Raw genomic sequence first — 23,573 nt, forward strand, 5'->3', positions numbered from 1 at the left:
TAAAAGTGAATGCCCTTGGCCAGCCCTTAGGGGTAAACTTTACACCTTAAAGAAACAGAAGCCTATTGATAAATGTTGCCTTGACCAAAAGTGAATAGTTGCAATTTATTAATTTTGACCAAGCCTAAAACAGTTTTACCTTTTACCGTATTTCACGCAAGAGGTACACCAAGAACGGCTACTGCATATGCTTAGTTACGCTTACGCAATAGGTTATTCAGATTCTTCTCCCCCAAACATAGAACCACAGCTATATCTTTTTGATTGTACATACGTAAGATACCCAAACGTGCAGAAGCCCGTTTACTTTACAGCTAAAACCTAAAACTATGAACCTGAAAAGAACATTCGGTGCGATTTTAACAATCCTAGGGATTGTAGGCATTATCTGGGGAGCTTATGCTTTCTTGGCAGGCGGTGACTCTGTAGGGAATGTGTCCATGAACCAATTCTCTTCAGCGGTGCCGTTTGTAGTTGGTCTCATATTCCTGTTTACGGGAATAAGTCTGGTGAAAGCCACGCGGGACCAGGCGTAGGTCATTTTTTAAGACTATATATAAAAAAGAGGCCAGCCCAAATTAGGGCTGGCCTCTTTTTTATGATCACCGCTAGCAGCGGTAGTATTATCTAGATAAAATCTGAGCTTGTTTGGCAATAATCTCGGCCTCAAAGCTCTTAATGGCCTTGTCAGCATTCAGGTAAGCAGATTGGTAATTGGCAACCGGAGCGTCAATGTACAGCAAAGAACCGTTCTTGATCAAGCTGATCACTTTCTCGTTCAGCTCTTTAGGCAACGCCGGGCAACCATGGCTGCGGCCTAATCTACCGTGCTGTTTGATAAAGGACTCACTTACATAGTCAGCGCCGTGTACTACAATTGCTCTTTCATTGGCTCTTGAGTTGAAGTTAGGGTCTAAACCATTCAACTTCAAAGAAAGACCGTGCTTGCCATGGTAGGTGTTCTGGGTTACATAAAAGCCCACGCTGCTCATGTGGGAGTTCACTATGTTAGAAAACTTCACTGCTTTGTCATCACCAGACCCTTGCCCGTGGGCAACCAGGCTATGGAACAACACCTTTCTTTTGTCTACGTCAATTACCCAAAGTCTCTTCTTCTTGCTTGATTTGCTGAAGTCAATGACGGTGAGCACATCTTTTTTTACTTTCCCTTGCCCTTTCAGGTTATAAAACCCAGTGGCGGCGCGCTGAAACACATCATAGTCAAGACCGGCTTGTCTTAAATCTGCTTCGTCATAAATATCTTCCAGGAAATCCTCAAAGGGTTTTACTTTGCCAGGAACGCCATTAGTGGCAAGGTTTAAATCAGCAAGTTCTATAGAGGAGGAATTTTGGGGCAAATAAGCGGCCGGGTTACTGGTAGCCGGTGCGGCTACCGAAAGGACAGTTAAAAACGATAGGCTTAAAATTATTCTATTCATATCTTAATTCTTTACCAGCTTCGCAGTAATAACCCTTATACGTGTTACTTTTGTTCCATGGTGACCAATTTAAGTCAGTTATTTGCAAAATTAACTGGTTTGGTGGTCATACAATATTTAAAACTCAAAATGGTACGAAATACGAGGTTGCGCACGCCTATCTGGGCACTTTTACTAACAGCATTTACAGCGGTTTCCTGTTCCTCAGGCCAAGACGACATTACTTTTGACTCCGGCACCTGGAAGAATGATTTAAGCGGTTGCAAAGGGCAGCGGGCAACATTGCAAAAAGACCTGGAAAACATTAGGCTACAGTTGCCGGGCCAGAAAGAAACCAAGATACGCAAGTTATTTGGTAAACCAGACGCGGAGGAACTGCTGGAAAGAAGCCAAAAAATATACGTGTATTATCTTACCCCAGGGCCCAAATGCCAACTTTCAGATAAGAACACACCTGCTACCACCCTGGCGGTTAGGTTTGATGCGTTGGGCAATGTGCGCGAGGCCAACCTTACCACCAACTAATATGCTATAAAAGTAGAAAGCCGATCTCCCTTGCAGGAGAACGGCTTTCTGGGCAAGCGTCAAGTCTTAGTTTTTGGTCTTTTTCTTTGACGTTTCAGTTTTGGTCTTCACTTTGTCGGCCTCAACTTTGGTCTTCCCGTTGGGGGTTTTGATTTTAGTTTCTGAAGGGCTTGACTTGTATTTCACGTTATCGGTTTTCAATTTCTCCGTACCGTCTTTTTTAATTTTCATCTCGCCGTAAGAAGACTCCATTTTCATCTTGTCTTCTTCAATCTTCACCTTCTCGGTTTCAGTCTCCAGTTTGATTTTGTCATCCTTCATTTTCACCTCAGACTCGCTTTTCTTAGGAGCGGTGGCCGTGGTATCCATTGAAGAAGTAGGCATAGTGGTAGTATTGTTTGAAGCCGGCGCGGCAGTAGAAGTTCCTCTACCATCAAGCTCCAGATAAGCCGTGAATTGCTTAGGGGTTAGAATCTGGGCGAATTCCTCATCCATTTGCGTATTGACTTCGGCCAGCTTGGCGTCACGCATTTGAATGTCATTGGAATTCATCCGCTCTATCTCGTTGAATCTATCCAGGCGAGCCTGGTTTAAGGATTTGATCTTTACATACTGTCCTTCATTCAACTCCAGGTCATTGTACATCTGGCGGCTCAGCTCAGTAGCACTCATGGAGAGTACAGTTCTAGAAGCTGCAGCGGTTCCGGTAAGATTGGTTTGTGCCTGGGCAGTATAAAAAGCTCCCAGCATTAAGGCAGATAAGAAAAACTTTTTCATGTTGTTTTGACGCTTAAAGGTTATTAACAAGTAATGCTAAATCCGATTTATATATCCTTTAACGCTTCTCCAAAATCAAGGTTATAGGAATTTTAATATTTTCTTATTTCACTACACCTAACTGTTATATTGAACAATATATTAAATAACTATATATTAAAATTTCAATTTTATTACTTTTCCAAGTTAATTACCTAATTAAACCATTAACATATAATTCAAACACTAAATCAACTTTTTAAGAATAGGATAATATTGTATTATACTTAAATTACAGTTGCACTTAAAAGCATTATGCATATACCAATATTTATATATTGATTGTGGTTTTCAACTTTTTTCTGATAGCATAAAAAAACCTGGCCGCTTGGCCAGGTTTCCTTAATATGGTTTTTTAGGAGGTTAATTACTCATCTTATGATCTGGGCGTTTAAAGAACTGCATGGCCAAATAACCCACGAAGGTTCCAATCACTGACCCGAACAGGATCCACAAGATAGCCATCAAGCCAATAGAACCGCCTTCGCCGTAAGCATCATCTGCCATATAAGGATAACTCATGGCCAGATTGAACACTGAGTCTGCCAAAAGTTGGAAGATCGTAAACAAAATAGCTGCCACCAGGCCCACTACAAAGCCAACGCCTATCCCTTCCAGGTAATTGAGGTTGCCGTCTTTTTTTTGTTTATGGCTTTTAATGGCCATCACAACCCCTATGACCAGAATAATACCGGTCACAAAATGGAGCGATACGTTTTCAATCAAGCCCAGGAGCTTGATGATGACCATATAGACAATTGCTGCAATGCCCGTCATTATTCCGTAATAGGTACCAGTTTTCTGTACCGTTGTCCTACGTTGTTCCATGGTTAGTTTTATTTTGTTTTTAGTTTGGTACGGTTGAAAGCGCCCTGGCTTTCTGTGTCATATACTAGATATGATTTATCATATACTTAGATAGGCGGTCTGGTGTTGTGCCCAAACCCGATTTTTTAAATTCCAGCCGCCAATTTTCTGCCCGGCAAGTGTATGGCCGCGCCGCTGAACTGATTTAAGCGTTTGATTGTCTGTAAGTAGGTTTAGTTGCCTATTGATTGCCGCCCGCGTGGGGGCCTTTCCTTTTCTTTTGGTAACTTTGCCTTTTCCTATCATTTCAGATACAACAGCAGAGCATGATCAGCACCAGTAACGTAAGCCTTAGATACGGCAAGCGCACCTTGTTTGAAGACGTCACCATTAAGTTTTCGCCGGGCAACTGTTACGGCCTCATTGGGGCCAACGGTGCCGGCAAGTCCACTTTCCTGAAAATCCTTTCGGGGGAAATTGACCCCAATACCGGCACGGTAGACATTCCGGCCAAAGCCCGTATGGCGGTGCTCAAGCAGAACCATTATGAGTATGATGAGTTTCCGGTGCTCCAGACGGTGATCATGGGCCACAAGCGGCTGTATGAGATCATGACCGAAAAAGACGCCATCTACGCAAAGGAAGATTTCAGCGAGGATGACGGCATGCGCGCCTCTGAGCTGGAAGCCGAATTTGCCGACATGGAAGGCTGGAATGCCGAATACGAAGCCGGAGAATTATTGAGTGGTCTGGGCATTCAGCCTGACATGCACTACACCTTAATGAAGGACCTGGGCGGGAACGAGAAAATACGTGTGTTGCTGGCGCAGGCCTTGTTCGGTAACCCAGATATTCTGCTGCTGGATGAACCTACCAACCACCTGGACGCCGAGTCTATCATGTGGCTGGAGAACTTCCTTGATAATTTCCAGAACACTGTGATTGTGGTTTCCCACGACCGCCACTTTCTGGATGCCGTGTGTACGCACGTGGCCGACATTGACTACAGCAAGATTCAACTGTACGCCGGTAACTACTCGTTCTGGTATGAGTCCAGCCAACTGGCTTCTAAGCAGCGCACCGACGCCAACAAGAAAACCGATGACAAGCGCAAGGAACTGCAGGCCTTTATTGCCCGTTTCAGCGCCAACGCGTCTAAATCTAAGCAAGCTACTTCCCGCGCCAAATTGCTGGAGAAACTGACCCTGGAAGACATCAAACCGTCAAGCCGCCGGTACCCTTATATTCAGTTCAAGCAAGAACGTGAGGCCGGAAACCAGTTGCTGCAGGTGGATGAACTGGCTATGAGCCATGAAGGCGAAACGTTGTTCAAGAACGTTTCTTTCATGGTGGACAAGAGCGACAAGATTGCGGTGATCAGCCGGAATGACCTGGCGGCCACCACGTTCTTCAAGATCATCATGGGTGAGGCGAAGCAGGACAAAGGTGAATTCAAGTGGGGCACCACCATCAGCACCGCCTATTTCCCCAAAGACAACGCTGAGTTCTTCCATACCGATGACAACCTGGTAGATTGGCTAAGACAGTTCTCTGTGGAGAAAGACGAGAGTTTTATCAGAGGTTTCCTGGGGCGCATGTTGTTCTCCGGCGAGGAATCTTTGAAGAAAGCGAGCGTGTTGTCTGGTGGCGAGAAAGTGCGTTGTATGCTATCTCGCATGATGCTGCAGAGCGGCAACATGCTGGTGCTGGACGAACCTACCAACCACCTTGACCTGGAATCCATCACGGCCTTGAACAACGGGCTAAAAGATTTCCAAGGGTCCCTCCTGTTCAGTTCCCATGACTTGCAATTCGTGGACACCATTGCCAACCGCATCATTGAACTCACGCCCAACGGCATCATTGACAAGCGCATGAGCTATGATGAATACCTCACAGATGAGAGCATCAAAGAACTTCGGGCCAAAATGTACAAAGAGAAATCAATGGCCTAAGGCTTTTGCGTTTTCGGGCTCATTTTCAGAAATGAGCCCGAAAACAGAATTTAAAAGAAAGGGCGCTACCAACGTAGCGCCTTTTCTTTTTGATTAGTTATTTAGGAGTTGGTTCATCTTCCCTTGCTTTTTACTGCTTTCACAAGGAAATAAACCATTTCCGTTTTTGGCTTCATTTTCAGAAATGAGCCCGAAAACAGGATTCTCTTTTGCGCACCTGGCCTAACCTGCTAACTTTACTGAAGCAACACATTCCCATATGAAAAATTATCTGCTTTCTTTGCTTGCTTTATTTTTCCTGAATCTTCCCAACATATACGCGCAGAGTGTGGCAGAATCTGTGGGCACTTCGCTGGAACTTACCACGGCCAACGGCACACTCAAAGGCACTTTGCTACTTCCGGCTTCTTCCAAACCTGTAAAAGTGGTGCTGTTGATTTCCGGCTCTGGCCCCACCGACCGTGACGGGAACAATCCCATCATGAAAAACAACAGCTTGAAGCTGGTAGCCGAAGCACTCTATGCCCAGGGCGTGGCCACGCTGCGCTATGATAAACGTGGGATTGCTGAAAGCAAGGAGGCTGCCATTCCGGAGCAGGACCTTAGGTTTGACCACTACGTGAAAGACGCCACTGCCTGGCTCCAGAAATTGAAAACTGATAAGCGCTTCAGCAAAGTCATAGTGTTAGGCCACAGCGAAGGTTCTTTGATTGGCATGGTGGCCGCCCGTGAAGCAATGGCTGATGGTTTTATCTCGGTGGCCGGTCCGGGCCAATCTGCTGATAAAGTCATACGGCAGCAATTGCAGGCCCAACCCAAGATGGTGACCGACATGGCCCTGCCTATTCTGGACCAGCTGGTGCAAGGGAAACCGGTGGCCGAGGTGAACCCCATGTTGGCATCATTGTTCAGACCCAGCATTCAGCCCTACATCATTTCCTGGTTTCAGTATGACCCGCAAGTTGAAATCAAGAAACTTTCTGTGCCGGTGTTGGTGGTACAAGGAACGCAGGATTTGCAGGTTACTGAGCAGGAAGCACAACTTCTCAAGGCAGCCCAGCCCAAAAGCAAATTGGCAGTGATAGAAGGCATGAACCATGTGCTCAAAGAAACCACCGCAGACAAAGCCGCCAACGCCTCTACCTATAACCAACCTGCCTTGGCCTTGGCTCCTAAATTAATGCCTGAAATCATTGGGTTTATAGCTACCGTTAAATAAGCTTTTACCAGCCTAAAAAAGAAAGGGCGCCAATAAATGGCGCCCTTTCTTTTTATCTACTTAAAGGCGAAAACTTCGCCCTTGAAAACAATATAACTTAGGCTCGTCTTATCAAACGTAACAACACCGCAATCACGGCAATTACCAATAAAACGTGAATGATGCCTCCTACCTGGTCACCGAATCCTAAGAAACCGATTAACCAAACGATCACCAATACTACCGCGATGATATACAATAAATTTCCCATAGTCTTATTTTTTAGCTGTTCTTAAAACAGGTGAAACAAAAGGTAAGGAGCTACGCTCGTCTGATCAGTTTCAGCAATACCGCAATCACGGCAATTACCAATAACACGTGGATGATGCCACCTACTTGATCTCCGAATCCTAAGAATCCGATTAGCCAGATTATCACCAGCACTACCGCGATGATATACAATAAATTTCCCATAGTTTTAGTTGTGTTAGGTTTAGGTTTCATTCCATCACAGTTCCCAAAAAAGGCGCTGTTTATGAATTTTTAGCTTGTACGCAAGAATATTTCAAAAGATTTATATAGCCATTAAAATATAGGGAATCCAATTATGTCCAGGGCCTTTGCTTTGCCTGAAAAGTGGCTAACAGACATTTGTTGCGGTCACAGAGATTTGTTTTAGCTTTGTACTTTCACACTACATTTCAACGCTATGAATATAACTGTAATAGGATCTGGCACCATGGGCAACGGCATTGCCCACGTGTTCGCGCAGCATAATTTCAAAGTTTCTTTAGTAGATATTTCGCAGGAGTCATTGACCCGCGCGCTGGGCACCATTTCCAAAAACCTGGACCGCATGGTCTCCAAAGGCACCGTGACCGAAGACCAGAAAACCCAGACCCTGGGCAACATCAGCACCTTCACAGATTTAAAAGAAGGCGTACAGGATGCAGACCTGGTGATTGAAGCCGCCACCGAGAACGTGGACATTAAACTGGACCTGTTCCGGAAACTGGAGGAATTCACCAAGCCGTCTTGTATTCTGTCCAGCAACACCTCCTCCATCTCCATCACCAAGATTGCCTCGGTGACCAACCGGCCCGACAAAGTGATAGGCATGCACTTCATGAACCCGGTGCCGGTGATGAAACTGGTGGAAGTGATCAGGGGCTATTCTACCTCAGATGAAGTCACGCACCAGATTCTGGACCTGTCCAGGCAGCTAGGAAAAATACCGGCAGAGGCGAATGATTACCCTGGTTTTGTGGCTAATAGAATCTTGATGCCGATGATCAACGAAGCTATCTATTCCCTGTTTGAAGGCGTGGCTGGCGTGGAGGAGATTGACACCATCATGAAACTGGGCATGGCCCACCCCATGGGTCCGTTGCAGCTCGCCGACTTTATTGGCTTAGACGTGTGCCTTTCCATCTTGCGCGTGCTGCATGACGGTTTCGGGAACCCCAAATACGCGCCTTGCCCGTTGCTGGTGAACATGGTACAGGCCGGTCACAAAGGAGTGAAATCTGGCCAGGGCTTTTACAGTTACACCCACGGCACCAAAGACCTGGTTGTAGCAGACTCATTTAAGAAATAATTTTCCGTTTTCGGGCTCAATTTCAGAAATGAACCCGAAAACGGGAATTCAAAAAAACAGAAGCGCCGGTAAAAAATTACCGGCGCTTCTGTTTTTTGCTTCATTTGGAAAATGGAGCCCTTAAACGGCTACTTCGTTTTCCCGCAAGGCATCGTTTAAAGACGTTTTCAAGTCAGTGCTTTCCTTGCGTTGGCCAATGATCAAGGCGCAGGGCACCTGGTAAGAACCGGCCGGGAATTCCTTGGTGTATGAACCCGGAATCACTACTGAACGCGGTGGCACGTAGCCTCTGTATTCCTTGGGTTCTGCGCCAGTCACGTCAATGATTTTGGTACTACCCGTGATGCAGACGTTGGCGCCAATCACGGCTTCTTTCCCAATATGGCAGCCTTCCACCAAAATGCTACGTGAACCAATGAACGCCCCGTCTTCCACAATCACCGGAGCGGCCTGCACGGGTTCCAACACTCCACCTAAGCCCACGCCGCCGCTTAAATGCACGTGCTTGCCCACTTGCGCACAAGAGCCCACGGTGGCCCAGGTGTCTACCATGGTGCCCTCGTCTACGTATGCGCCAATGTTGGTGTAAGAAGGCATCAAAATCACGCCTTTGGCCAGGAAAGAACCGTACCGCGCCACCGCCTGGGGCACCACACGCACGCCCAGCGCAGCGAAGTTCTTTTTCAAGGGAATCTTGTCATGGAACTCAAACGGACCGGCTTCAATGGTTTCCATCTGCTGGATGGGGAAATACATGAGCACCGCTTTCTTTACCCACTCGTTCACTTGCCATTTCTCGCCGCCCGTTGGTTCTGCCACGCGCAACTGGCCCAGGTCCAGCAGGCGCACCACTTCCCGGATGGCCTCCTGCGTGTGCGCTTGCTGCAACAGGGTTCTGTCGGTCCAGGCGGCTTCTATAGATTCTATTAGGTTGTTCATGCTGTCTTATGAAAAGATAAAGGCCAAAATTATTAAATTACATCCATGATTCGAAAACGAATTCTGCTGGCTTCCCTGCTCAAACCCGTCAATGACACCCGGCTGTACGAAAAGCTGGGCCAGAGCCTGGGGCAGCTGCCTGAATTTGAGGTACATATAGCGGGCTTTGCCAGTGAAGTTCCTGCAGCCGCCCAGGCCAAGGGCGTCACCTTCCACCCTATCTTCCAGTTCAACCGCCTTTCGTTGGCAAGGTTTACCGCACAATTCCGTTTTTATAAGCTCCTGAAAAAGGTCCAGCCGAAAATACTAATGGTGGCCACGCATGAACTGCTGCTGGCAGGCTGGTGGTACTGCCGCCACCACGATTGCCGATTGGTGTACGATGTGCAGGAAAATTACCACCTCAACCTGAGCACCCAGCAAGTCTACCCTGCCCTGCTGGCGCAAGCTTTGGCGGCTGGGGTCCGGGCCATAGAAAAATTTACCGCACCAGAGACAGCGCATTTCTTCCTAGCCGAAGCCGCGTATGCCCAGGAACTTCCTTTCTTGGGGAACCGCTTTACCATCTTGCAAAACAAATACCTGCCGCCATCTCACCTTCCATCTCCCGCCAGGGCCACTCCGGTGCTTTTGAAGGAACAGGTTCCTTTGAAGCTTCTGTATTCTGGTACCATCTCTCACTTGTATGGAATTTTTGAAGCCATTTCATTTAGCGTACAACTACACCAATTTCTGCCTGCTACTCAACTGACCATTATAGGGTATTGCGCTGAAGCCTCATTGTTGGCGAAAATCAAGGAAATCATTCAGCCGCACCCATTCATCACCTTGGTAGGCGGAGCTCAGCTGGTACCGCATGATCAGATTTTAGCCGCCCAGCTTTCCCACCACATTGGGTTATTGCCGTATCATCCGCATCCCAGCACCAAAACCTGCGTACCTACCAAACTGTTTGAGTATGTAGGAAACGGCCTGGTAACTCTGGTGCAGGAAAACCCCGTCTGGTCAAATTTATTGCAACAAGCCAATGCCGGTTTCAGCCTTGATTTCCAGAAACCGATTGGGCAAGATTTTGTGGAGGCCTTAAGGCATACCATATTTTATTCGAAAGGAATTCCGCAGAATGTTTTCTGGGCTGAGGAAACAAAAGCCGTGCAAGACCTTATGCTAAAATTGGCTGATGCCTAAACTAACTCAATTATTTTTAGACTTACCTAAACTTTTATTTTAACGCTCGTATATTTGTGCAGCTATGACAAAACAACTTAGAAATTCACGCATTGCCGGCCTGGGCCACTACGTACCAGAGAAGGTAATAAAAAACGCTGATTTAGAGAAACTCATGGACACCTCAGACGCCTGGATTGTGGAGCGGACCGGTATTCATGAACGCCGCTACTTTGAACCTGGCAAAGACACAACCGCCAACATGGCCGCCAACGCCGCGCGCGTGGCCCTAGAGAGAGCTGGCCTGGAAGCCAAAGACCTGGACATGATTGTGTTCGCCACGCTGAGCCCAGATTATTTCTTCCCGGGCTCCGGGGTGTTGCTGCAGCGCGAACTGGGCATCTCAGACATTCCATGCTTTGACATCAGAAACCAGTGCTCGGGCTTTATCTATGCGCTTTCGTTGGGGGACCAGTACATCAAATCAGGTATGTGCAACAACGTGCTGGTGGTGGGTTCAGAGATTCAATCCTCGGGGTTGGAGTTCAATGACCGCGGGCGTTCTGTGTCGGTGATTTTTGGGGACGGAGCCGGTGCCGCAGTGTTGACGCCTTCTGACAGCCTGGAAAAAGGAATCCTGTCCACGCACTTGCACGCGCAGGGCGAGTTTGCCGAGGAATTGGCCGCCATCAACCCATCCAGTAACCTGGAGCAGCGCCTTACGCATGAAATGATTGATGATGGTTCTACCTACCCGTACATGAACGGCAGTACGGTGTTTAAGCACGCTGTGACCCGCTTTCCGGAGGTGATCATGGAAGCTCTTAACCAGAACAACGTCACGCCAGAAGACCTGGACCTGATTGTGCCGCACCAGGCCAACCTGCGCATCACGCAGTTCATCCAACAGAAAATGAAACTGCCGGAGGGCAAAATCTTCAGCAACATCCAGAAATACGGCAACACCACGGCGGCTTCGGTGCCCATTGCTTTCTCTGAGGCGTTTGAGGAAGGCCGCGTGAAAGAAGGCGATTTAATCTGCCTGGCGGCGTTTGGCAGTGGGTTTACCTGGGCTTCTGCCTTGATAAGGTGGTAAGCACATGCACAGCACCGCCGAAGAGAATTACATAAAAGCCATCTACAAACTGTCGGCCAGCGGGGACGAAGCCGTGAGCACCAACGCCCTGGCCCAGGTCTTGGACACTAAGCCTGCCTCGGTGAGTGACATGCTGCGCAAGCTGAGCGCCAAGGAACTGGTGCATTACGTGAAATACCACGGCGTGCAACTCACCCCCACCGGACAGCGCGTGGCGCTCAAGATCATCCGGAAGCATCGCCTCTGGGAAGTCTTTCTGGTGCAGAAGCTCAAGTTCACCTGGGACGAAGTGCATGACGTGGCCGAGCAGATGGAGCATGTGCATTCTGAACTGCTGGTGCAGCGCCTGGACGAGTTCCTGGGCCACCCGCGCGTAGACCCGCACGGTGACCCCATCCCCACCGAGGACGGCGAGTTCCGGCAGATTGAGCAAAAGCCGTTGGCCAACCTTGATTTGCACCAGGAAGGCGTGGTGTGCCGCGTGCGTGATTCGCAGCCCAGCTTTCTGCAGTACCTGGACAAAGTGGGCATTCACATTGGCTCGCACCTGCAAGTAAAAGACAAGATAGCGTATGATAATTCATTGGAGATCAGCATAGATAAAGCCAAATCTGTTATTCTTTCTTCTGATGTCCTGGAAAAGATTTTTGTCATTCACCCGTAGCTTCCGTTTTCGGCCTCATTTCCAGAAACGGAGCCGAAAACGGAAATTTGCCCACCGCCAATGGATGGTTTGGGTACCGCTGCTACTCGCCTTGTCAGCGTGTACGTCTGACCCCACCACCGGCCAAAAAGCCAGGCAGGCGGGCAAGCTGTACATAGTCACAACCACCGGCATTCTGCAGGACGCCGTGGCCAACGTGGCCGGGGAGAAAGCCGTGGTAGAGGCCTTGATGGGACCGGGCGTGGACCCGCACCTCTACAAAGCCGCCCTGGGTGACCTACAGAAACTGCGCGAAGCCGACATCATCATCTACAATGGCCTGCACCTGGAAGGCAAGATGGGCGAAGTGCTGGAAAAACTGTCCCGGCAGCAGGTGGTATGGGCCGCGGCCGAAGGATTGCCTGAAAACAAGCTTCGGTCTTTGCCAGGTTACAAGAATAGCCATGACCCACACGTATGGTTTGATGTCTCTCTCTGGCGGCAAGTGGTGGCCAAGGTTGCCCAGAAAATGCAGCGGCATGACAGCACCAACGCCACCTATTACCTGAAAACCACCGCCGGTTACCTGCAGCAACTGGACAGCCTCCACACCTGGACCAAAGCGCAGATCAGCACCATTCAGCCGCACCACCGCATCTTGATCACCGCGCATGACGCCTTCGGGTATTTTGGCGATGCGTACCAGGTGCAGGTGAAGGGCTTGCAGGGCATTTCCACGGTCTCCGAGTTTGGATTACAGGATGTTTCTTCGTTGGTGAATTACATTGTACAGAAGAAAATCAAGGCGGTGTTTGTGGAGAGTTCCGTGTCACAGAAAGCCATTGAAGCGGTGCTGGAAGGCTGCCGGCAGAAAGGTCATGACGTGAAACTGGGCGGCACGCTCTACTCAGACGCGCTGGGGGATCCTTCGGGTCCGGCCGGAACGTATGTGGGAATGGTGAAAGCGAACGTGAAAACCGTGGTGACCGCCTTGAAATAAAGCTTTGGAGAGAAATTTCAAGCTTGAAAACAAGTTCCGTTTTCGGGCTCATTTCTGAAAACGAGCCCGAAAACGGAAACAAGCAATGCTTCAAAAGGAAACAGTTAACAATTTATAAAACAGCCAGGTAAGCGAACGAAGCCATTAAAGTCCTATGATCCAACACGTGAATGACCCGGTTCTGGAAGTGCATGATTTGACGGTGAGTTACCAACGTAAACCGGTGCTCTGGGACATTGACCTCACGCTACCGGCGCAGGCCTTGGTGGGCATCATCGGCCCTAACGGTGCGGGAAAATCGACTTTGATTAAGGCCATTATGGGCTTGTTGCCCTTGAACAGCGGCTACGTGCAGCTCTTCGGGAAAACATTGGACGAGGTGCGCAAAAAAGTTAGCTACGTGCCGCAGCGCGAGTCGGTGGATTGGGATTTTCCGGCCTCGGCGTTGGATGTGGCGTTGATGGGGACTTACAGCCAGCTGGGTTTGTTTGCCAGGCCATCTTCTAAGCACAAACAACAGGCCATGGAAGCACTAGAGAAAGTGGGCATGCAGGATTTCGCCAACCGGCAGATTTCCCAACTGTCGGGCGGGCAGCAGCAAAGGGTGTTTCTGGCCCGCGCCCTGGCCCAGAACGCTGATCTGTATTTGATGGATGAACCCTTTGCCGGGGTAGACATCGCCACTGAAACTGCCATTATCCAGCTTTTGCGTCAGATGCGTGAAGACGGCAAGACGGTGGTGGTGGTGCACCATGACCTGCAAAGCGCCCAGGATTATTTTGACTGGGTGTTGCTGTTGAACATGCGCCTGGTGGCTTCGGGGCCCACGGCAGAAACCCTCACCCCGCAACTGCTGGAAAACACCTACGGCGGCCGCCTCACAGAACTGAGCAAGGTGAGTGAGCTGCTGCACAAAAAGAACTTTCCCATACGGGAGAAAAAGCCTGCCAAAAAATGAACACGCTCTGGGAGTTTCTGAGTATGCAGGATGCCAACGTGCGCTTTGTCACGCTGGGAGCCGTGCTGCTGGCGGCTAGTTCAGCGGTGGTGGGCTGTTTTACAGTGCTGCGCAAACGCGCCCTGGTGGGCGATGCCGTGGCCCACGCGGTATTGCCTGGCGTGTGTCTGGCGTTCATGCTCACCGGTGAGAAAAACCCCTTGGTGCTGCTGCTCGGCTCCTTTCTAACGGGCTGGCTTTCCATGGTGCTTATTGACGTGATTACGCGCTACAGCCGAATCAAGGAAGATACTGCCATCGGCCTGATTCTGTCCGTTTTCTTCGGGATTGGTATTTTGTTGCTCACTTCCATTCAGCATTCCGGTAATGAAAACCAGAGCGGGCTGGACAAGTTCCTGTTCGGGAGCGCGGCTTCTTTGGTGGGCCAGGATTTGATCACGTTTGGCGCGGTGGCGGTGCTGTTATTGCTGAGCGTGGTGCTGCTTTACAAAGAATTCAAGCTCATCAGTTTTGATGTGGCCTATGCCCGTACCATTGGCTTGCCTGTGCGCCGATTGGAGCTGTTGCTCACCACGCTCACGGTGCTGGCGGTGGTGGTGGGCATTCAGAGTGTGGGCGTGGTGTTGATGTCGGCCATGCTTATTACCCCGGCCGCTGCCGCCCGTTTCTGGACCGACCGCCTTGGCGTCATGATTCTGGTGGCCGCCGGCATGAGCGCTTTTTGCGGGGCTGCCGGGGCGTTTGTGTCCTTTACCGCGCCGGCCATGCCCACCGGCCCCTGGATTGTAATGCTGCTTTCCTTGCTGGCCATTCTGTCATTCATTCTGGCGCCTAAGCGCGGACTGCTAGCCCGGCTGTTGTTGCAGCGGCGGGTGCGACGGCAGATGCTCAGGGAGAATATTCTTAAAACGCTTTTTCATTTAGGCGAGGCCAGGCAAGAGTACCAGCACAGCTACACCCACCAACAGATACGGGAACGCCGCGAACTGCCCCTTTTAAGAATGAAAGAAGGCCTGCGCGTGTTGGCCCGCAAAGGACTGGTCACCAAAAGCAAAAACGGCTGGGCCCTCACTCCTGCCGGCAAAGCCGAGGCGCAGCGCGTGGTCCGGTTGCACCGTCTCTGGGAACTGTACCTTACGCAGTACCTGCAGGTGGCCTCAGACCATGTGCATGAAGACGCTGAATCCATTGAACATGTGCTCACCCCAGAACTGGAACAGCGCCTGGAAGAACTTCTGGACTTCCCCACCGCTGACCCGCACCAAACCTCCATTCCCAAGCCATGATGCACCTAGACGCTTTCTGGATAATTCTCACCGGCTCCCTGGTGGCGGTCTGCTGCAGTCTGCTGGGCTGCTTTTTAATTTTGCGCCGCATGGCCATGGTGGGCGATGCCATCTCGCACGCCGTGCTGCCCGGCATTGTGCTGGCCTTTTTGTTTAGCGGCACCCGCGAAGTCTGGAGCATGCTGTTGGGCGCAGCCGCCCTGGGCGTGGCCTGTACCTTTCTGATTGAGTTCCTGCACCAGAAAGCCCGCGTGCCCGCCGATGCCTCCATTGGCGTGACCTTTACCTGGTTGTTCGCGCTGGGTATTATTCTGATTTCTGTGTACGCCGGTAAGGTTGACCTGGACCAGGACTGTGTACTGTACGGCGAGATTGCCTACGTGCCCCTGGATACCTGGATCACCAAAACCGGGCAAAGCCTGGGCCCCAGAACCGTCTGGTTCATGGGTGGCGTGCTCTTGATCATTGTACTGTTCGTCACTGTTTTTTACCGGCCTTTGTATCTCACCTCGTTTGATCCGGCCTATGCTGCGGCCATTGGCGTTTCTACTACGCTCTGGTATTACCTCTTGATGAGTGCGGTGTCATTGACCACGGTGGCGGCGTTTGAGTCTGTGGGGGCAATTTTGGTGGTGGCTTTGCTGGTAGGCCCTCCTGCCACGGCTTATCTGCTCACCGACAATTTAAAAATCATGCTAGGGTTGTCGGCGGTTTTGGGAATCATTGCCTCGGTGGCGGGGTATTACCTGGCGCTGTATCTGAATGGGTCGGTGGCGGGCGCCATTGCGGCTATTATTGGTTTAGAATTCACCCTGGCGTTTATTTTCTCTCCCACCCACGGCGTGCTGGCCCGAAGAACCAAGACCTTTTCCCCTACGCTCAACACGCCCTGATAGATAGCACCTCGTGGAAGGATGAAATCTTTGAAGCCTCTTGTGATGAGTTGTGATTTACAATCCACTAAACAGTAAATGCAATTTCCGTTTTCGGGCTCATTTCCAGAAATGAGCCCGAAAACGGAAACTGCTGTTAAAGAATTCACCTCAACGCATACCACCATGGAAAGGCAAGTGTACCGAATGCCCAAGGCGGGTTCTATTTCAAATCTAAAGCGGATACCGGAAGATTTACCGCCGCCGCTTCCGCAGGAAGTTTGTGTGCAAGTAAGGGCCATCGGGTTGAATTTTGCCGATGTGTTTGCCATGCAGGGCCTTTACAGTGCCACGCCCGCCGGTTCTTTTGTGCCAGGCCTGGAATACGCAGGTACAGTGTTGGCGGTTGGCGAAGCCGTGACCAATTTGAAGGCCGGGGACCGGGTGATGGGCGTGACCAAATTCGGGGGTTATGCCACTAACCTGAACAGTGATAGCCGCTACGTGATTCCGTTGCCACCCACCTGGAATTTTGAGCAAGGGGCGAGCTTTCTGGTACAGGGCCTTACGGCGTATTATGCGCTGCTGGAACTGGGTGGTTTGGCACCGGGCATGACCGTTCTGATTCACAGCGCGGCTGGCGGGGTGGGCCTTCTGGCCAACCGCATCTGTCGGCAATTGGGCGCTTTCACCATTGGCACGGTAGGAAATGCTCAAAAAGTAGATTTTCTCCTGAACCAGGAAAAGTACGGCGCCGTCATTGTACGGGACCGCCATTTCAAAACCAACCTTCAGAAAACGTTAGGCCACCGCAAACTGCTTTTGGTGCTGGAGTGCATAGGCGGAAAGATTCTACAGCAAGGCTGGGACACTATGGCTCCTACTGGCCGCATGGTGGTGTACGGCAACGCCAGCTTCTACAGCCACAGCCCCTCGCCTAATTACCCCAGCCTGATCTGGAAGTTTCTCCGGCGGCCTAAAATTGACCCGTTGCGCCTGCCCACCCTCAATAAATCCCTGATGGGCTTTAACCTCATCTACCTGTATGAGGAAACCGACAAGATGCTCCACATTCTGCAGAAATTACAGGATCTTCAACTGGAGCCCCAGCACGTGGGCCATGTGTTTCCTTTTGACCAACTGCACCAGGCTATCCATTTGTTTCAGCGCGGTAAGACCATGGGCAAGGTGGTGGTCACGGTTAATCCTTGAGGTTTTCCAGGAAAGAGAAATTCCCGTTTTCGGGCTCATTTCTGGAAATGAGCCCGAAAATGGGGCATCGGCTCAAATACATTTTACCCTGCATCAAAGGTTATGACAATATTTTCTATTTCTTTTTACGGAAAGGATTCGCCTCTTATCCTACCCGTATATAGGAAAAAAGGACCGTGTGTCATTTACCCAGATATGGTTTTGTGACCCGTAGCAAATACACTACATCGGCTTATGTCAAGGTTACTAAAGTATTTATCTTATTTTTCGGGGCTGAAACAACTACATAGGGTAAGGTGGCCTTTGGTATTTCTCGCCTTTTTGTCAATGGCCTGTAATGAAGAAGATCCCAGCCAAAGGGAAAGCACCTTGATCTTCTATGACTCAAACAATTACCAAGATGTCAGAATAGAAATAAGTGGTATGCATCAGGAAACGGAGGTTAAGTACATTAACTGCCTTTCCTTCAATGACATCATAAAGATTTCTAACTGTAGCCCTATAGGCCAAGAGCCTACCTGCAATTCTGCTTCTATAAGGGCTGCTGTATTTAAAATTAAAAATAAAGAAGGCGGAAACCCTGTGCGGTATAGAGCAGAAGCAAAGAAAAATGATTCCCCTGGCATAGTTTCCAGAACCTCTGGAATTATGATAGAACCGGGGTCTTGTGTGGTTTTCGACACTTTTCTACAATATTAGAATCTGGAACCTACATGAAGCGATTTCTAGTAATAGTACTGAATGTCTTGTTCTTGCTTTCATGCAAGAAAGATGAGCATGATGTTCCCGCCGAGCCTTACCATGCCAGCGCTATGGTAAACAATGTGGCTTGGTCTTGCTATAACCCTTTGCTTGCCTCTGGCAGGTTATTTTTCCAAAATTCAATACAACAGCACACTTTGGTCCTGACACTTAGCCCTGGCGAATTGGCCGATGGCAGCACCTCATATATATCCATGCTGGTGTACAATCAATTAAAAAAAGGAAAATTTTATTTTAGAGGGTATACCCAAAGCAATCCGGGACCAACTTATTCCCGTGCAATATATTACCTCGTGGACGGTGGGCCCAAGGAGGCCTTGGCAATTGATGGGTACCTGGAAATTACAAATTTAGGGCTGTCCACCATTTCGGGCACCTTTGAATTTCAGGCTATCACCAGCCCGTCGGAAAACACAAATCAAGAAACCTTTGAAGTGCAAAAAGGCACATTCCACGTTCCTCTGATTAATGTTTCAGAGGTTCCTTGGTATGGACCCAAGGGGTAAAATCACCTTACGTAATCAAAGAAGAAAACTGGCTTTCAAAAGGATAAAGCGTAAAAAACACTGTAGTAACGCAATACTCAGTGCTTTACTTTATGAAAAACCAATGTCTACCTACGCAACCTATTGGTAATTATAAATAAACTTATGTATATTATTCCACAGCCATAAAAAGAGCCTCACTAGGAGGCTCTTAGGTTGTTTTTGGCAGTTCTTTACTTATGCTTGTTTTGTGAGTTTACTTTCCGATGCAGAATTTAGTAAAGATGTTATCCAGCAAATCATCTGTCGTGATTTCACCGGTAATTTCTCCAAGGTAGAAGAGCGCTCTTCTAATGTCAGCGGCCAGCCAGTCGCTGGAGAGGCCGTTGTCTAACCCTTGCACCACTTCCAGTAAAGCCACATTTGTTTTTTCCAGCCCTTGAAAATGCCGAAGGTTGGTGACAATAGTGCGGTCTCCGGTGATGGCTTGATTGGCATGCACCTGGTGCAGAAGCGCCTGCTTCAAATCCTCCATGCCTTCCTTATTTCCAGCCGAAAGGAACAAGAGAGAATCAAAATCTTTAAAATTCTCTAATTGGGCGGGTGAAGCCAGGTCTTGTTTGTTCCCTAACAACAGATAAGGAACAGACGGCAGTTGCAAATCCTCTACTTCCTGTTGCAACTCATATGGTGTGGTGGTGGTCACATCAAACAGATACAATACCAAAGCCGCTTTCTGCAGTTGTTCCTTGGTTCTGGCTACGCCAATGGCCTCCACGGTGTCCTGGGTGTCGCGCAGGCCGGCGGTGTCTATAAACCGGAACCGAATGCCACTTATCATCACTTCGTCTTCAATCACGTCTCGGGTGGTACCGGGTATGTCAGAGACAATGGCTTTCTCTTCGTTGAGCAGGGCATTGAGCAGGGTGGACTTGCCGGCATTGGGCTTACCGGCGATGACGGTAGGCACCCCGTTTTTCAACACGTTCCCCATCTCAAAAGACTGCAGCAAATCCTGGATGAGCTTTTGCAAAGTCTGAATCAATTTCCGAAGGGCGGTTCTGTCAGCGAACTCCACGTCTTCCTCACTGAAGTCCAGCTCCAACTCCACCATAGACGCGAAGTGGATTAGTTGGGCCCGCAAGACTTTAATTTCCTGAGAAAAACCGCCGCGCATCTGTTTCATGGCCACCTGGTGCGTGAGCGCCGAGTCAGAGGCAATGAGGTCCGCCACGGCTTCGGCCTGGGCCAGATCAAACTGTCCGTTCAAGAAGGCACGTTTGGTGAATTCGCCGGGTTCAGCCAGTCGGGCGCCCTGCTGCAGGAAAAGCCTGAGCAATTGCTCGGTGATGTACGGCGACCCGTGGCAGGACACTTCCACCACGTCTTCCTTGGTGTAGGAATTAGGGCCTTTAAACAACCCCACCACCACTTCGTCTAAGATTTTCTCCTGGTCCCTAATGGTCCCGAAATGGAGGGTGTGGGTAACCTGCTTTTCCAGGTTTTTGCCTTTGAACACCCCGTTGACCATGGCAATGGCCTCTGGGCCAGAAAGCCGGATAACGGCAATGGCCCCGTGCCCGGCGGCGGTGGACAAGGCCACAATGGTGTCTTTATTTAAAAGCGAAGAAATCAAACGCGTACAGCTTTGTGGTGAAAAGGCTAGTGGGCCTATTTTTCCGCAAGATACGCCAAAACCCGCAGAAAATCCTGGGCGGAGTAGTAACCGGGCAGGCGCTGCATGACTTGCTGTTGTTCATTCAGGAAGACGGTGCTGGGGTAACTCATCTCGCCTTTCAAAAGCCCCAACGCCAGTTCATGGGCTTTGTATGACGAGTTGTATTGGTAGGTAGTACCGTTGACGGTGATGGGCTGCTTTTGTTCGGCGTTGAGTTTGACCACGTAGAAATCACGATTCAGGGCGGCCACCACGGCTGGGTTCTGGTAGACTTCGCGGTCCATTTTCTTGCACCAGCCGCACCAGGTGGTGTACACGTCAATCACAATTTTCTTGGGCTGCTTTTTAGATTTCTCCATGGCCTCTGGCAGCGTGAGCCAGTTCACGGTTTCTTTTGGCTGGGGCGCACTGACTGGGCTGCTGCCAAAAGCCAGGAAAAGCGAGAGCCACACATAAACAGACAAAGCAGGCATAGAGGTAAAAAAGGCGTTTTCGGGCTCATTTTCAGAAACCAAGCCTAAAACGCAAAAACAAGGGACTAAGTATAACCACAAGCGCAAACGCGGCGGCATTGCCCAAAGACACGCGTGCTGCGGTAAATATAGCTACCTTTGCCCCGTTAAAAAAGAACCCACCATGCAGCAAAAAATACTGGAACGCCTGAAAATTGAAACCCTGACCCCTATGCAGTCCGCCACCGTAGAGGCCGCCAAGGCGCAGGATGTGGTGGTGCTCTCCCCCACCGGTTCCGGCAAAACCCTGGCCTTTTTGCTGCCCTTGGCCGATCGGTTGCAGAAAGAAAAAGAAGGCGTACAGGCGTTGATTCTGGCCCCCACCCGCGAATTAGCCCAGCAGATTGAACAGGTACTCAAGCAAATGGGCTTGGGCGTGAAGATTGACTGCTTTTACGGTGGCCACTCGGTGTATGACGAGAAAAAGAGCCTGGCCTCTCCTCCCGCCGTGGCCATTGGTACGCCCGGGCGCATTGCCTCGCACATTAAAGAAGGCTATATGGCCGGCAACACGGTACACACGCTGGTTCTGGACGAATTTGATAAATCCCTGGAAATGGGGTTTCAGGAAGAGATGGGCTATATCATTGGGCAGTTGCCGCGGGTGGAGCGCCGTTTATTGACTTCGGCCACAGCCATGCATTCCATTCCGGCCTTCACGGGTCTCAAGCAATACACCACCCTCAATTACCTCAAGGAAGAAGCCAGTTTGCCAGATGTGGACCTCAGAACCGCCCTGGTTAAAAACAACGACAAAATAGGCACGCTTTACCAATTAATCTGCCACCTGGGCAACACGCCAACCCTGGTTTTCTGTAATCAACGCGATGTCGTGGAACAGGTGAGCACTTACCTCCAAAACAAGAAAGTGGCGCACGGCATTTTCCACGGGGGGCTTGAACAGCCAGATCGCGAACGGGTGCTCCTTAAATTCAGGAACGGCACGCACCATTTATTGATCAGCACTGATCTTGCCGCCCGGGGCCTGGACATACCCGAGATTGAAAACGTGGTGCACTTCCAAATGACTGATGCCCCGACCTTTGTACACCGCAACGGCCGCACTGCGCGCATGAACGCCAAAGGCACCGTGTACCTGCTGCTGCACCCCGGCGAGAAGCCAGACTACCTGCCTACCGTGCCGCCCACGGTTTCGCTCCCCACCCAGGTGACCGCGCCGCCCGCTTCTTTCTGGGACACCCTGTATGTGAGCGCTGGCAAAAAGGACAAAATCAGCAAAGGCGATGTAGTGGGTTGGCTCCTGCAAAAAGGGAATCTGGAGAAAGCAGACGTGGGCAAGATTGAAGTGCAGGACTCCGCCACCTTCGTGGCTGTTAACCGCCTGAAACTTGAGAAGGCCATTGCGCTTTTACAGCAAGAGAAACTGAAAGGCAAGAAAGTAAAACTTGACAGGGCAAATTAAAAAGAGAAGCCGCTGCAGCTTTTAGAGAATGCTGCTATCTGAGCGCTTTTCTTTTGTAAATTACTTAAGATTCAGGTTGGCGAAATTTCCGTTTTCGGGCTCATTTCTGATAATGAGCCCGAAAACAGAAAAACAAAGAAAGCACTTTAGGCACCTGCAGCCTTTTGTAAAAATTCCGAAGACTGTAAAAAGAAAATGTCCCTGTAGAAGGGACATCACAAACCTGTTTACTCCTGGCGCAGTGGAGCGCCAAAGAGTAAGTTGCGCGGCAAAATTGCCGGCAATTGGTTATCTTAAAAAATTAACGCTGCTCGTCGCGTTTTCTGGGCGCAGGTGGCGTGTCTTCTTTCTTCTTCTCTACTTTCTTCTCTGGTGGGGTAGAAGAGAAATTACCGAACTCATCTACATACATCAACATGTCTTCCAGGTTACCGCCGGTAGAGTTTTCCTGACGTTCCTGCTTGCGCTCCTCCTTGTCTTTCTTTTTCTTGAGTCTTTTTTGTTCTAGTTGTTTCTTCATGAAACTGTTCTGTGATCTTGCCATATGGGTGGGTTAAATGGAACAAAAGGCCTTTCAAACGTCGCCCTGTCAGTTAGACGGGAAACCAGGCAATTGCTTTATACGTGAAATTTTAAACTGGCTGCCTCTTTTTGAGGCGTACCCTTGGTGAGCGTAGGAATCTGAGCAGCCAACCAGGTAAGGTAGTGCAGCCTGGGCAACCTTCGCCCGATGGAGAACCAGCAATGAAAATCTGGTGCCGCTTGCCACGCCTTAATGGGCAAGGGAAAAAGACAATGATTGCTTTCTGGGACAAAGGTACGAAAATGGGCCGTAAGAACCTAAAATCAACTAGTCATAGTTAGACAATAGTCTAAAAGAAATTTAACTTTTTCTAGGATACCTGCCAGATATGGTTACCTTTACGGAAAGTAGATGTATAATTAACAATATCATGAATCAAGGAACAGTAAAATTCTTCAATGAATCTAAAGGATTCGGTTTTATCAAAGACAACAATGACAATCAGGAGTACTTCGTACACGTGTCTGGTCTGGTAGATGAAATCAGAGAGAACGACGAAGTAGTCTATGATCTTCAAGAAGGAAGAAAAGGACTGAACGCCACTAACGTGAAGCGCGCCTAGTCTTACCTCATAAAGACAATGTATTGAAAAAGCCACTCCCCTGGGAGTGGCTTTTTTT

At 49.5% G+C, this 23,573-nt stretch carries 25 protein-coding genes; 16 read left to right on the plus strand and 9 right to left on the minus strand.

Annotated elements, in window-relative coordinates; all coding sequences use genetic code 11:
• Positions 1-329: 329 nt before the first annotated feature.
• Positions 330-536 carry a hypothetical protein gene (locus tag IMY23_RS04830; protein ID WP_192821001.1) on the plus strand — a complete coding sequence of 69 codons (207 nt, stop codon included), beginning with the start codon at positions 330-332 and terminating at the stop codon, positions 534-536.
• Between the two features lie 87 nt (positions 537-623).
• Here the strand turns inward: IMY23_RS04830 and IMY23_RS04835 are convergent, their stop codons facing one another.
• Positions 624-1,439 (minus strand): murein L,D-transpeptidase catalytic domain family protein, encoded by an 816-nt coding sequence (locus IMY23_RS04835; protein WP_192821002.1) that lies wholly within the window; start codon positions 1,437-1,439, stop codon positions 624-626.
• A 129-nt stretch (positions 1,440-1,568) separates the two neighbouring features.
• Between IMY23_RS04835 and IMY23_RS04840 the strand changes: the two genes are divergently transcribed.
• The gene (locus tag IMY23_RS04840) at positions 1,569-1,964 is read left to right on the plus strand and encodes a hypothetical protein (protein ID WP_192821003.1); all 396 of its coding nucleotides are present in this window, start codon (positions 1,569-1,571) and stop codon (positions 1,962-1,964) included.
• Between the two features lie 66 nt (positions 1,965-2,030).
• Here the strand turns inward: IMY23_RS04840 and IMY23_RS04845 are convergent, their stop codons facing one another.
• Positions 2,031-2,741, minus strand: coding sequence for a hypothetical protein (locus IMY23_RS04845; protein WP_192821004.1), 711 nt, complete (start codon positions 2,739-2,741; stop codon positions 2,031-2,033).
• Between the two features lie 402 nt (positions 2,742-3,143).
• Complete coding sequence (locus IMY23_RS04850) at positions 3,144-3,608, minus strand: DUF4199 domain-containing protein (RefSeq protein WP_192821005.1); 465 nt, start codon at positions 3,606-3,608, stop codon at positions 3,144-3,146.
• 305 nt (positions 3,609-3,913) lie between these two features.
• Here IMY23_RS04850 and IMY23_RS04855 point away from each other — a divergent pair, with 305 nt between their 5' ends.
• Both IMY23_RS04855 and IMY23_RS04860 read left to right on the plus strand, forming a co-directional pair.
• Entirely contained in the window at positions 3,914-5,542 is a 1,629-nt protein-coding gene (locus IMY23_RS04855) for an ABC-F family ATP-binding cassette domain-containing protein (protein WP_192821006.1), read from the plus strand.
• A gap of 259 nt (positions 5,543-5,801) precedes the next feature.
• Positions 5,802-6,761, plus strand: coding sequence for an alpha/beta hydrolase (locus IMY23_RS04860; RefSeq protein WP_192821007.1), 960 nt, complete (start codon positions 5,802-5,804; stop codon positions 6,759-6,761).
• A gap of 97 nt (positions 6,762-6,858) precedes the next feature.
• Here the strand turns inward: IMY23_RS04860 and IMY23_RS04865 are convergent, their stop codons facing one another.
• Positions 6,859-7,011 (minus strand): lmo0937 family membrane protein, encoded by a 153-nt coding sequence (locus IMY23_RS04865; protein ID WP_192821008.1) that lies wholly within the window; start codon positions 7,009-7,011, stop codon positions 6,859-6,861.
• 50 nt (positions 7,012-7,061) lie between these two features.
• On the minus strand, positions 7,062-7,214 hold the full coding sequence (locus IMY23_RS04870) for a lmo0937 family membrane protein (RefSeq protein ID WP_192821009.1): 153 nt from the start codon (positions 7,212-7,214) through the stop codon (positions 7,062-7,064).
• A gap of 235 nt (positions 7,215-7,449) precedes the next feature.
• Here IMY23_RS04870 and IMY23_RS04875 point away from each other — a divergent pair, with 235 nt between their 5' ends.
• Positions 7,450-8,337 (plus strand): 3-hydroxyacyl-CoA dehydrogenase family protein, encoded by an 888-nt coding sequence (locus IMY23_RS04875; RefSeq protein ID WP_192821010.1) that lies wholly within the window; start codon positions 7,450-7,452, stop codon positions 8,335-8,337.
• A gap of 120 nt (positions 8,338-8,457) precedes the next feature.
• Here the strand turns inward: IMY23_RS04875 and IMY23_RS04880 are convergent, their stop codons facing one another.
• Positions 8,458-9,276, minus strand: coding sequence for a 2,3,4,5-tetrahydropyridine-2,6-dicarboxylate N-succinyltransferase (locus IMY23_RS04880; RefSeq protein ID WP_192821011.1), 819 nt, complete (start codon positions 9,274-9,276; stop codon positions 8,458-8,460).
• 45 nt (positions 9,277-9,321) lie between these two features.
• On the opposite strand from IMY23_RS04880, the gene IMY23_RS04885 reads away from it, so the two are divergent.
• The 9 genes from IMY23_RS04885 (at position 9,322) to IMY23_RS04925 (ending at position 18,778) form a co-directional block, all read left to right on the plus strand.
• Positions 9,322-10,464 carry a glycosyltransferase gene (locus IMY23_RS04885; RefSeq protein WP_192821012.1) on the plus strand — a complete coding sequence of 381 codons (1,143 nt, stop codon included), beginning with the start codon at positions 9,322-9,324 and terminating at the stop codon, positions 10,462-10,464.
• Between the two features lie 64 nt (positions 10,465-10,528).
• The gene (locus tag IMY23_RS04890; RefSeq protein WP_192821013.1) at positions 10,529-11,539 is read left to right on the plus strand and encodes a 3-oxoacyl-ACP synthase III family protein; all 1,011 of its coding nucleotides are present in this window, start codon (positions 10,529-10,531) and stop codon (positions 11,537-11,539) included.
• A gap of 4 nt (positions 11,540-11,543) precedes the next feature.
• Positions 11,544-12,203 carry a metal-dependent transcriptional regulator gene (locus IMY23_RS04895; RefSeq protein ID WP_192821014.1) on the plus strand — a complete coding sequence of 220 codons (660 nt, stop codon included), beginning with the start codon at positions 11,544-11,546 and terminating at the stop codon, positions 12,201-12,203.
• Positions 12,204-12,267: 64 nt separating this feature from the next.
• Complete coding sequence (locus IMY23_RS04900; protein ID WP_192821015.1) at positions 12,268-13,182, plus strand: metal ABC transporter solute-binding protein, Zn/Mn family; 915 nt, start codon at positions 12,268-12,270, stop codon at positions 13,180-13,182.
• Positions 13,183-13,336: 154 nt separating this feature from the next.
• Positions 13,337-14,140, plus strand: a complete 804-nt coding sequence (locus tag IMY23_RS04905; RefSeq protein WP_192821016.1) for a metal ABC transporter ATP-binding protein — start codon at positions 13,337-13,339, stop codon at positions 14,138-14,140.
• Positions 14,137-15,426, plus strand: a complete 1,290-nt coding sequence (locus IMY23_RS04910; protein WP_192821017.1) for a metal ABC transporter permease — start codon at positions 14,137-14,139, stop codon at positions 15,424-15,426. Before IMY23_RS04905 ends, IMY23_RS04910 begins: the two co-directional genes overlap by 4 nt.
• Complete coding sequence (locus tag IMY23_RS04915) at positions 15,423-16,319, plus strand: metal ABC transporter permease (protein WP_225986412.1); 897 nt, start codon at positions 15,423-15,425, stop codon at positions 16,317-16,319. The genes IMY23_RS04910 and IMY23_RS04915 overlap by 4 nt, the downstream gene beginning before the upstream one ends.
• Positions 16,320-16,484: 165 nt before the next feature.
• Complete coding sequence (locus IMY23_RS04920) at positions 16,485-17,510, plus strand: zinc-binding dehydrogenase (RefSeq protein ID WP_192821018.1); 1,026 nt, start codon at positions 16,485-16,487, stop codon at positions 17,508-17,510.
• Between the two features lie 713 nt (positions 17,511-18,223).
• Positions 18,224-18,778 (plus strand): hypothetical protein, encoded by a 555-nt coding sequence (locus IMY23_RS04925; RefSeq protein WP_192821019.1) that lies wholly within the window; start codon positions 18,224-18,226, stop codon positions 18,776-18,778.
• Between the two features lie 235 nt (positions 18,779-19,013).
• On the opposite strand, the gene mnmE is transcribed toward IMY23_RS04925, so the two are convergent.
• Positions 19,014-20,393 (minus strand): tRNA uridine-5-carboxymethylaminomethyl(34) synthesis GTPase MnmE, encoded by a 1,380-nt coding sequence (gene mnmE, locus IMY23_RS04930; RefSeq protein ID WP_225986413.1) that lies wholly within the window; start codon positions 20,391-20,393, stop codon positions 19,014-19,016.
• A 35-nt stretch (positions 20,394-20,428) separates the two neighbouring features.
• A complete protein-coding gene (locus IMY23_RS04935) occupies positions 20,429-20,908 on the minus strand; it encodes a DUF255 domain-containing protein (RefSeq protein WP_192821020.1) in 480 nt (159 codons plus the stop codon).
• Positions 20,909-21,071: 163 nt separating this feature from the next.
• On the opposite strand from IMY23_RS04935, the gene IMY23_RS04940 reads away from it, so the two are divergent.
• On the plus strand, positions 21,072-22,370 hold the full coding sequence (locus IMY23_RS04940; protein ID WP_192821021.1) for a DEAD/DEAH box helicase: 1,299 nt from the start codon (positions 21,072-21,074) through the stop codon (positions 22,368-22,370).
• Positions 22,371-22,671: 301 nt separating this feature from the next.
• On the opposite strand, the gene IMY23_RS04945 is transcribed toward IMY23_RS04940, so the two are convergent.
• Positions 22,672-22,914 carry a cold-shock protein gene (locus IMY23_RS04945; RefSeq protein WP_192821022.1) on the minus strand — a complete coding sequence of 81 codons (243 nt, stop codon included), beginning with the start codon at positions 22,912-22,914 and terminating at the stop codon, positions 22,672-22,674.
• Positions 22,915-23,323: 409 nt separating this feature from the next.
• On the opposite strand from IMY23_RS04945, the gene IMY23_RS04950 reads away from it, so the two are divergent.
• On the plus strand, positions 23,324-23,515 hold the full coding sequence (locus tag IMY23_RS04950; protein ID WP_192821023.1) for a cold-shock protein: 192 nt from the start codon (positions 23,324-23,326) through the stop codon (positions 23,513-23,515).
• The last annotated feature ends 58 nt before the right edge of the window (positions 23,516-23,573 follow it).

The organism is Rufibacter sp. LB8, assembly GCF_014876185.1.
Taxonomy (GTDB): Bacteria; Bacteroidota; Bacteroidia; order Cytophagales; family Hymenobacteraceae; genus Nibribacter.

Coding starts and splice junctions, on each gene's coding strand:
- IMY23_RS04835 (WP_192821002.1), bottom strand. CDS start 1,439: ATGAATAGAATAATTTTAAGCCTATCGTTTTTAACTGTCCTTTCGGTA.
- IMY23_RS04880 (WP_192821011.1), bottom strand. CDS start 9,276: ATGAACAACCTAATAGAATCTATAGAAGCCGCCTGGACCGACAGAACC.
- IMY23_RS04895 (WP_192821014.1), top strand. CDS start 11,544: ATGCACAGCACCGCCGAAGAGAATTACATAAAAGCCATCTACAAACTG.
- IMY23_RS04890 (WP_192821013.1), top strand. CDS start 10,529: ATGACAAAACAACTTAGAAATTCACGCATTGCCGGCCTGGGCCACTAC.
- IMY23_RS04950 (WP_192821023.1), top strand. CDS start 23,324: ATGAATCAAGGAACAGTAAAATTCTTCAATGAATCTAAAGGATTCGGT.
- IMY23_RS04875 (WP_192821010.1), top strand. CDS start 7,450: ATGAATATAACTGTAATAGGATCTGGCACCATGGGCAACGGCATTGCC.
- IMY23_RS04855 (WP_192821006.1), top strand. CDS start 3,914: ATGATCAGCACCAGTAACGTAAGCCTTAGATACGGCAAGCGCACCTTG.
- IMY23_RS04830 (WP_192821001.1), top strand. CDS start 330: ATGAACCTGAAAAGAACATTCGGTGCGATTTTAACAATCCTAGGGATT.
- IMY23_RS04935 (WP_192821020.1), bottom strand. CDS start 20,908: ATGCCTGCTTTGTCTGTTTATGTGTGGCTCTCGCTTTTCCTGGCTTTT.
- IMY23_RS04940 (WP_192821021.1), top strand. CDS start 21,072: ATGCAGCAAAAAATACTGGAACGCCTGAAAATTGAAACCCTGACCCCT.
- IMY23_RS04920 (WP_192821018.1), top strand. CDS start 16,485: ATGGAAAGGCAAGTGTACCGAATGCCCAAGGCGGGTTCTATTTCAAAT.
- IMY23_RS04915 (WP_225986412.1), top strand. CDS start 15,423: ATGATGCACCTAGACGCTTTCTGGATAATTCTCACCGGCTCCCTGGTG.
- IMY23_RS04885 (WP_192821012.1), top strand. CDS start 9,322: ATGATTCGAAAACGAATTCTGCTGGCTTCCCTGCTCAAACCCGTCAAT.
- IMY23_RS04850 (WP_192821005.1), bottom strand. CDS start 3,608: ATGGAACAACGTAGGACAACGGTACAGAAAACTGGTACCTATTACGGA.
- IMY23_RS04910 (WP_192821017.1), top strand. CDS start 14,137: ATGAACACGCTCTGGGAGTTTCTGAGTATGCAGGATGCCAACGTGCGC.
- IMY23_RS04870 (WP_192821009.1), bottom strand. CDS start 7,214: ATGGGAAATTTATTGTATATCATCGCGGTAGTGCTGGTGATAATCTGG.
- IMY23_RS04905 (WP_192821016.1), top strand. CDS start 13,337: ATGATCCAACACGTGAATGACCCGGTTCTGGAAGTGCATGATTTGACG.
- IMY23_RS04925 (WP_192821019.1), top strand. CDS start 18,224: ATGAAGCGATTTCTAGTAATAGTACTGAATGTCTTGTTCTTGCTTTCA.
- IMY23_RS04900 (WP_192821015.1), top strand. CDS start 12,268: ATGGTTTGGGTACCGCTGCTACTCGCCTTGTCAGCGTGTACGTCTGAC.
- IMY23_RS04840 (WP_192821003.1), top strand. CDS start 1,569: ATGGTACGAAATACGAGGTTGCGCACGCCTATCTGGGCACTTTTACTA.
- IMY23_RS04865 (WP_192821008.1), bottom strand. CDS start 7,011: ATGGGAAATTTATTGTATATCATCGCGGTAGTATTGGTGATCGTTTGG.
- IMY23_RS04860 (WP_192821007.1), top strand. CDS start 5,802: ATGAAAAATTATCTGCTTTCTTTGCTTGCTTTATTTTTCCTGAATCTT.
- IMY23_RS04945 (WP_192821022.1), bottom strand. CDS start 22,914: ATGGCAAGATCACAGAACAGTTTCATGAAGAAACAACTAGAACAAAAA.
- IMY23_RS04845 (WP_192821004.1), bottom strand. CDS start 2,741: ATGAAAAAGTTTTTCTTATCTGCCTTAATGCTGGGAGCTTTTTATACT.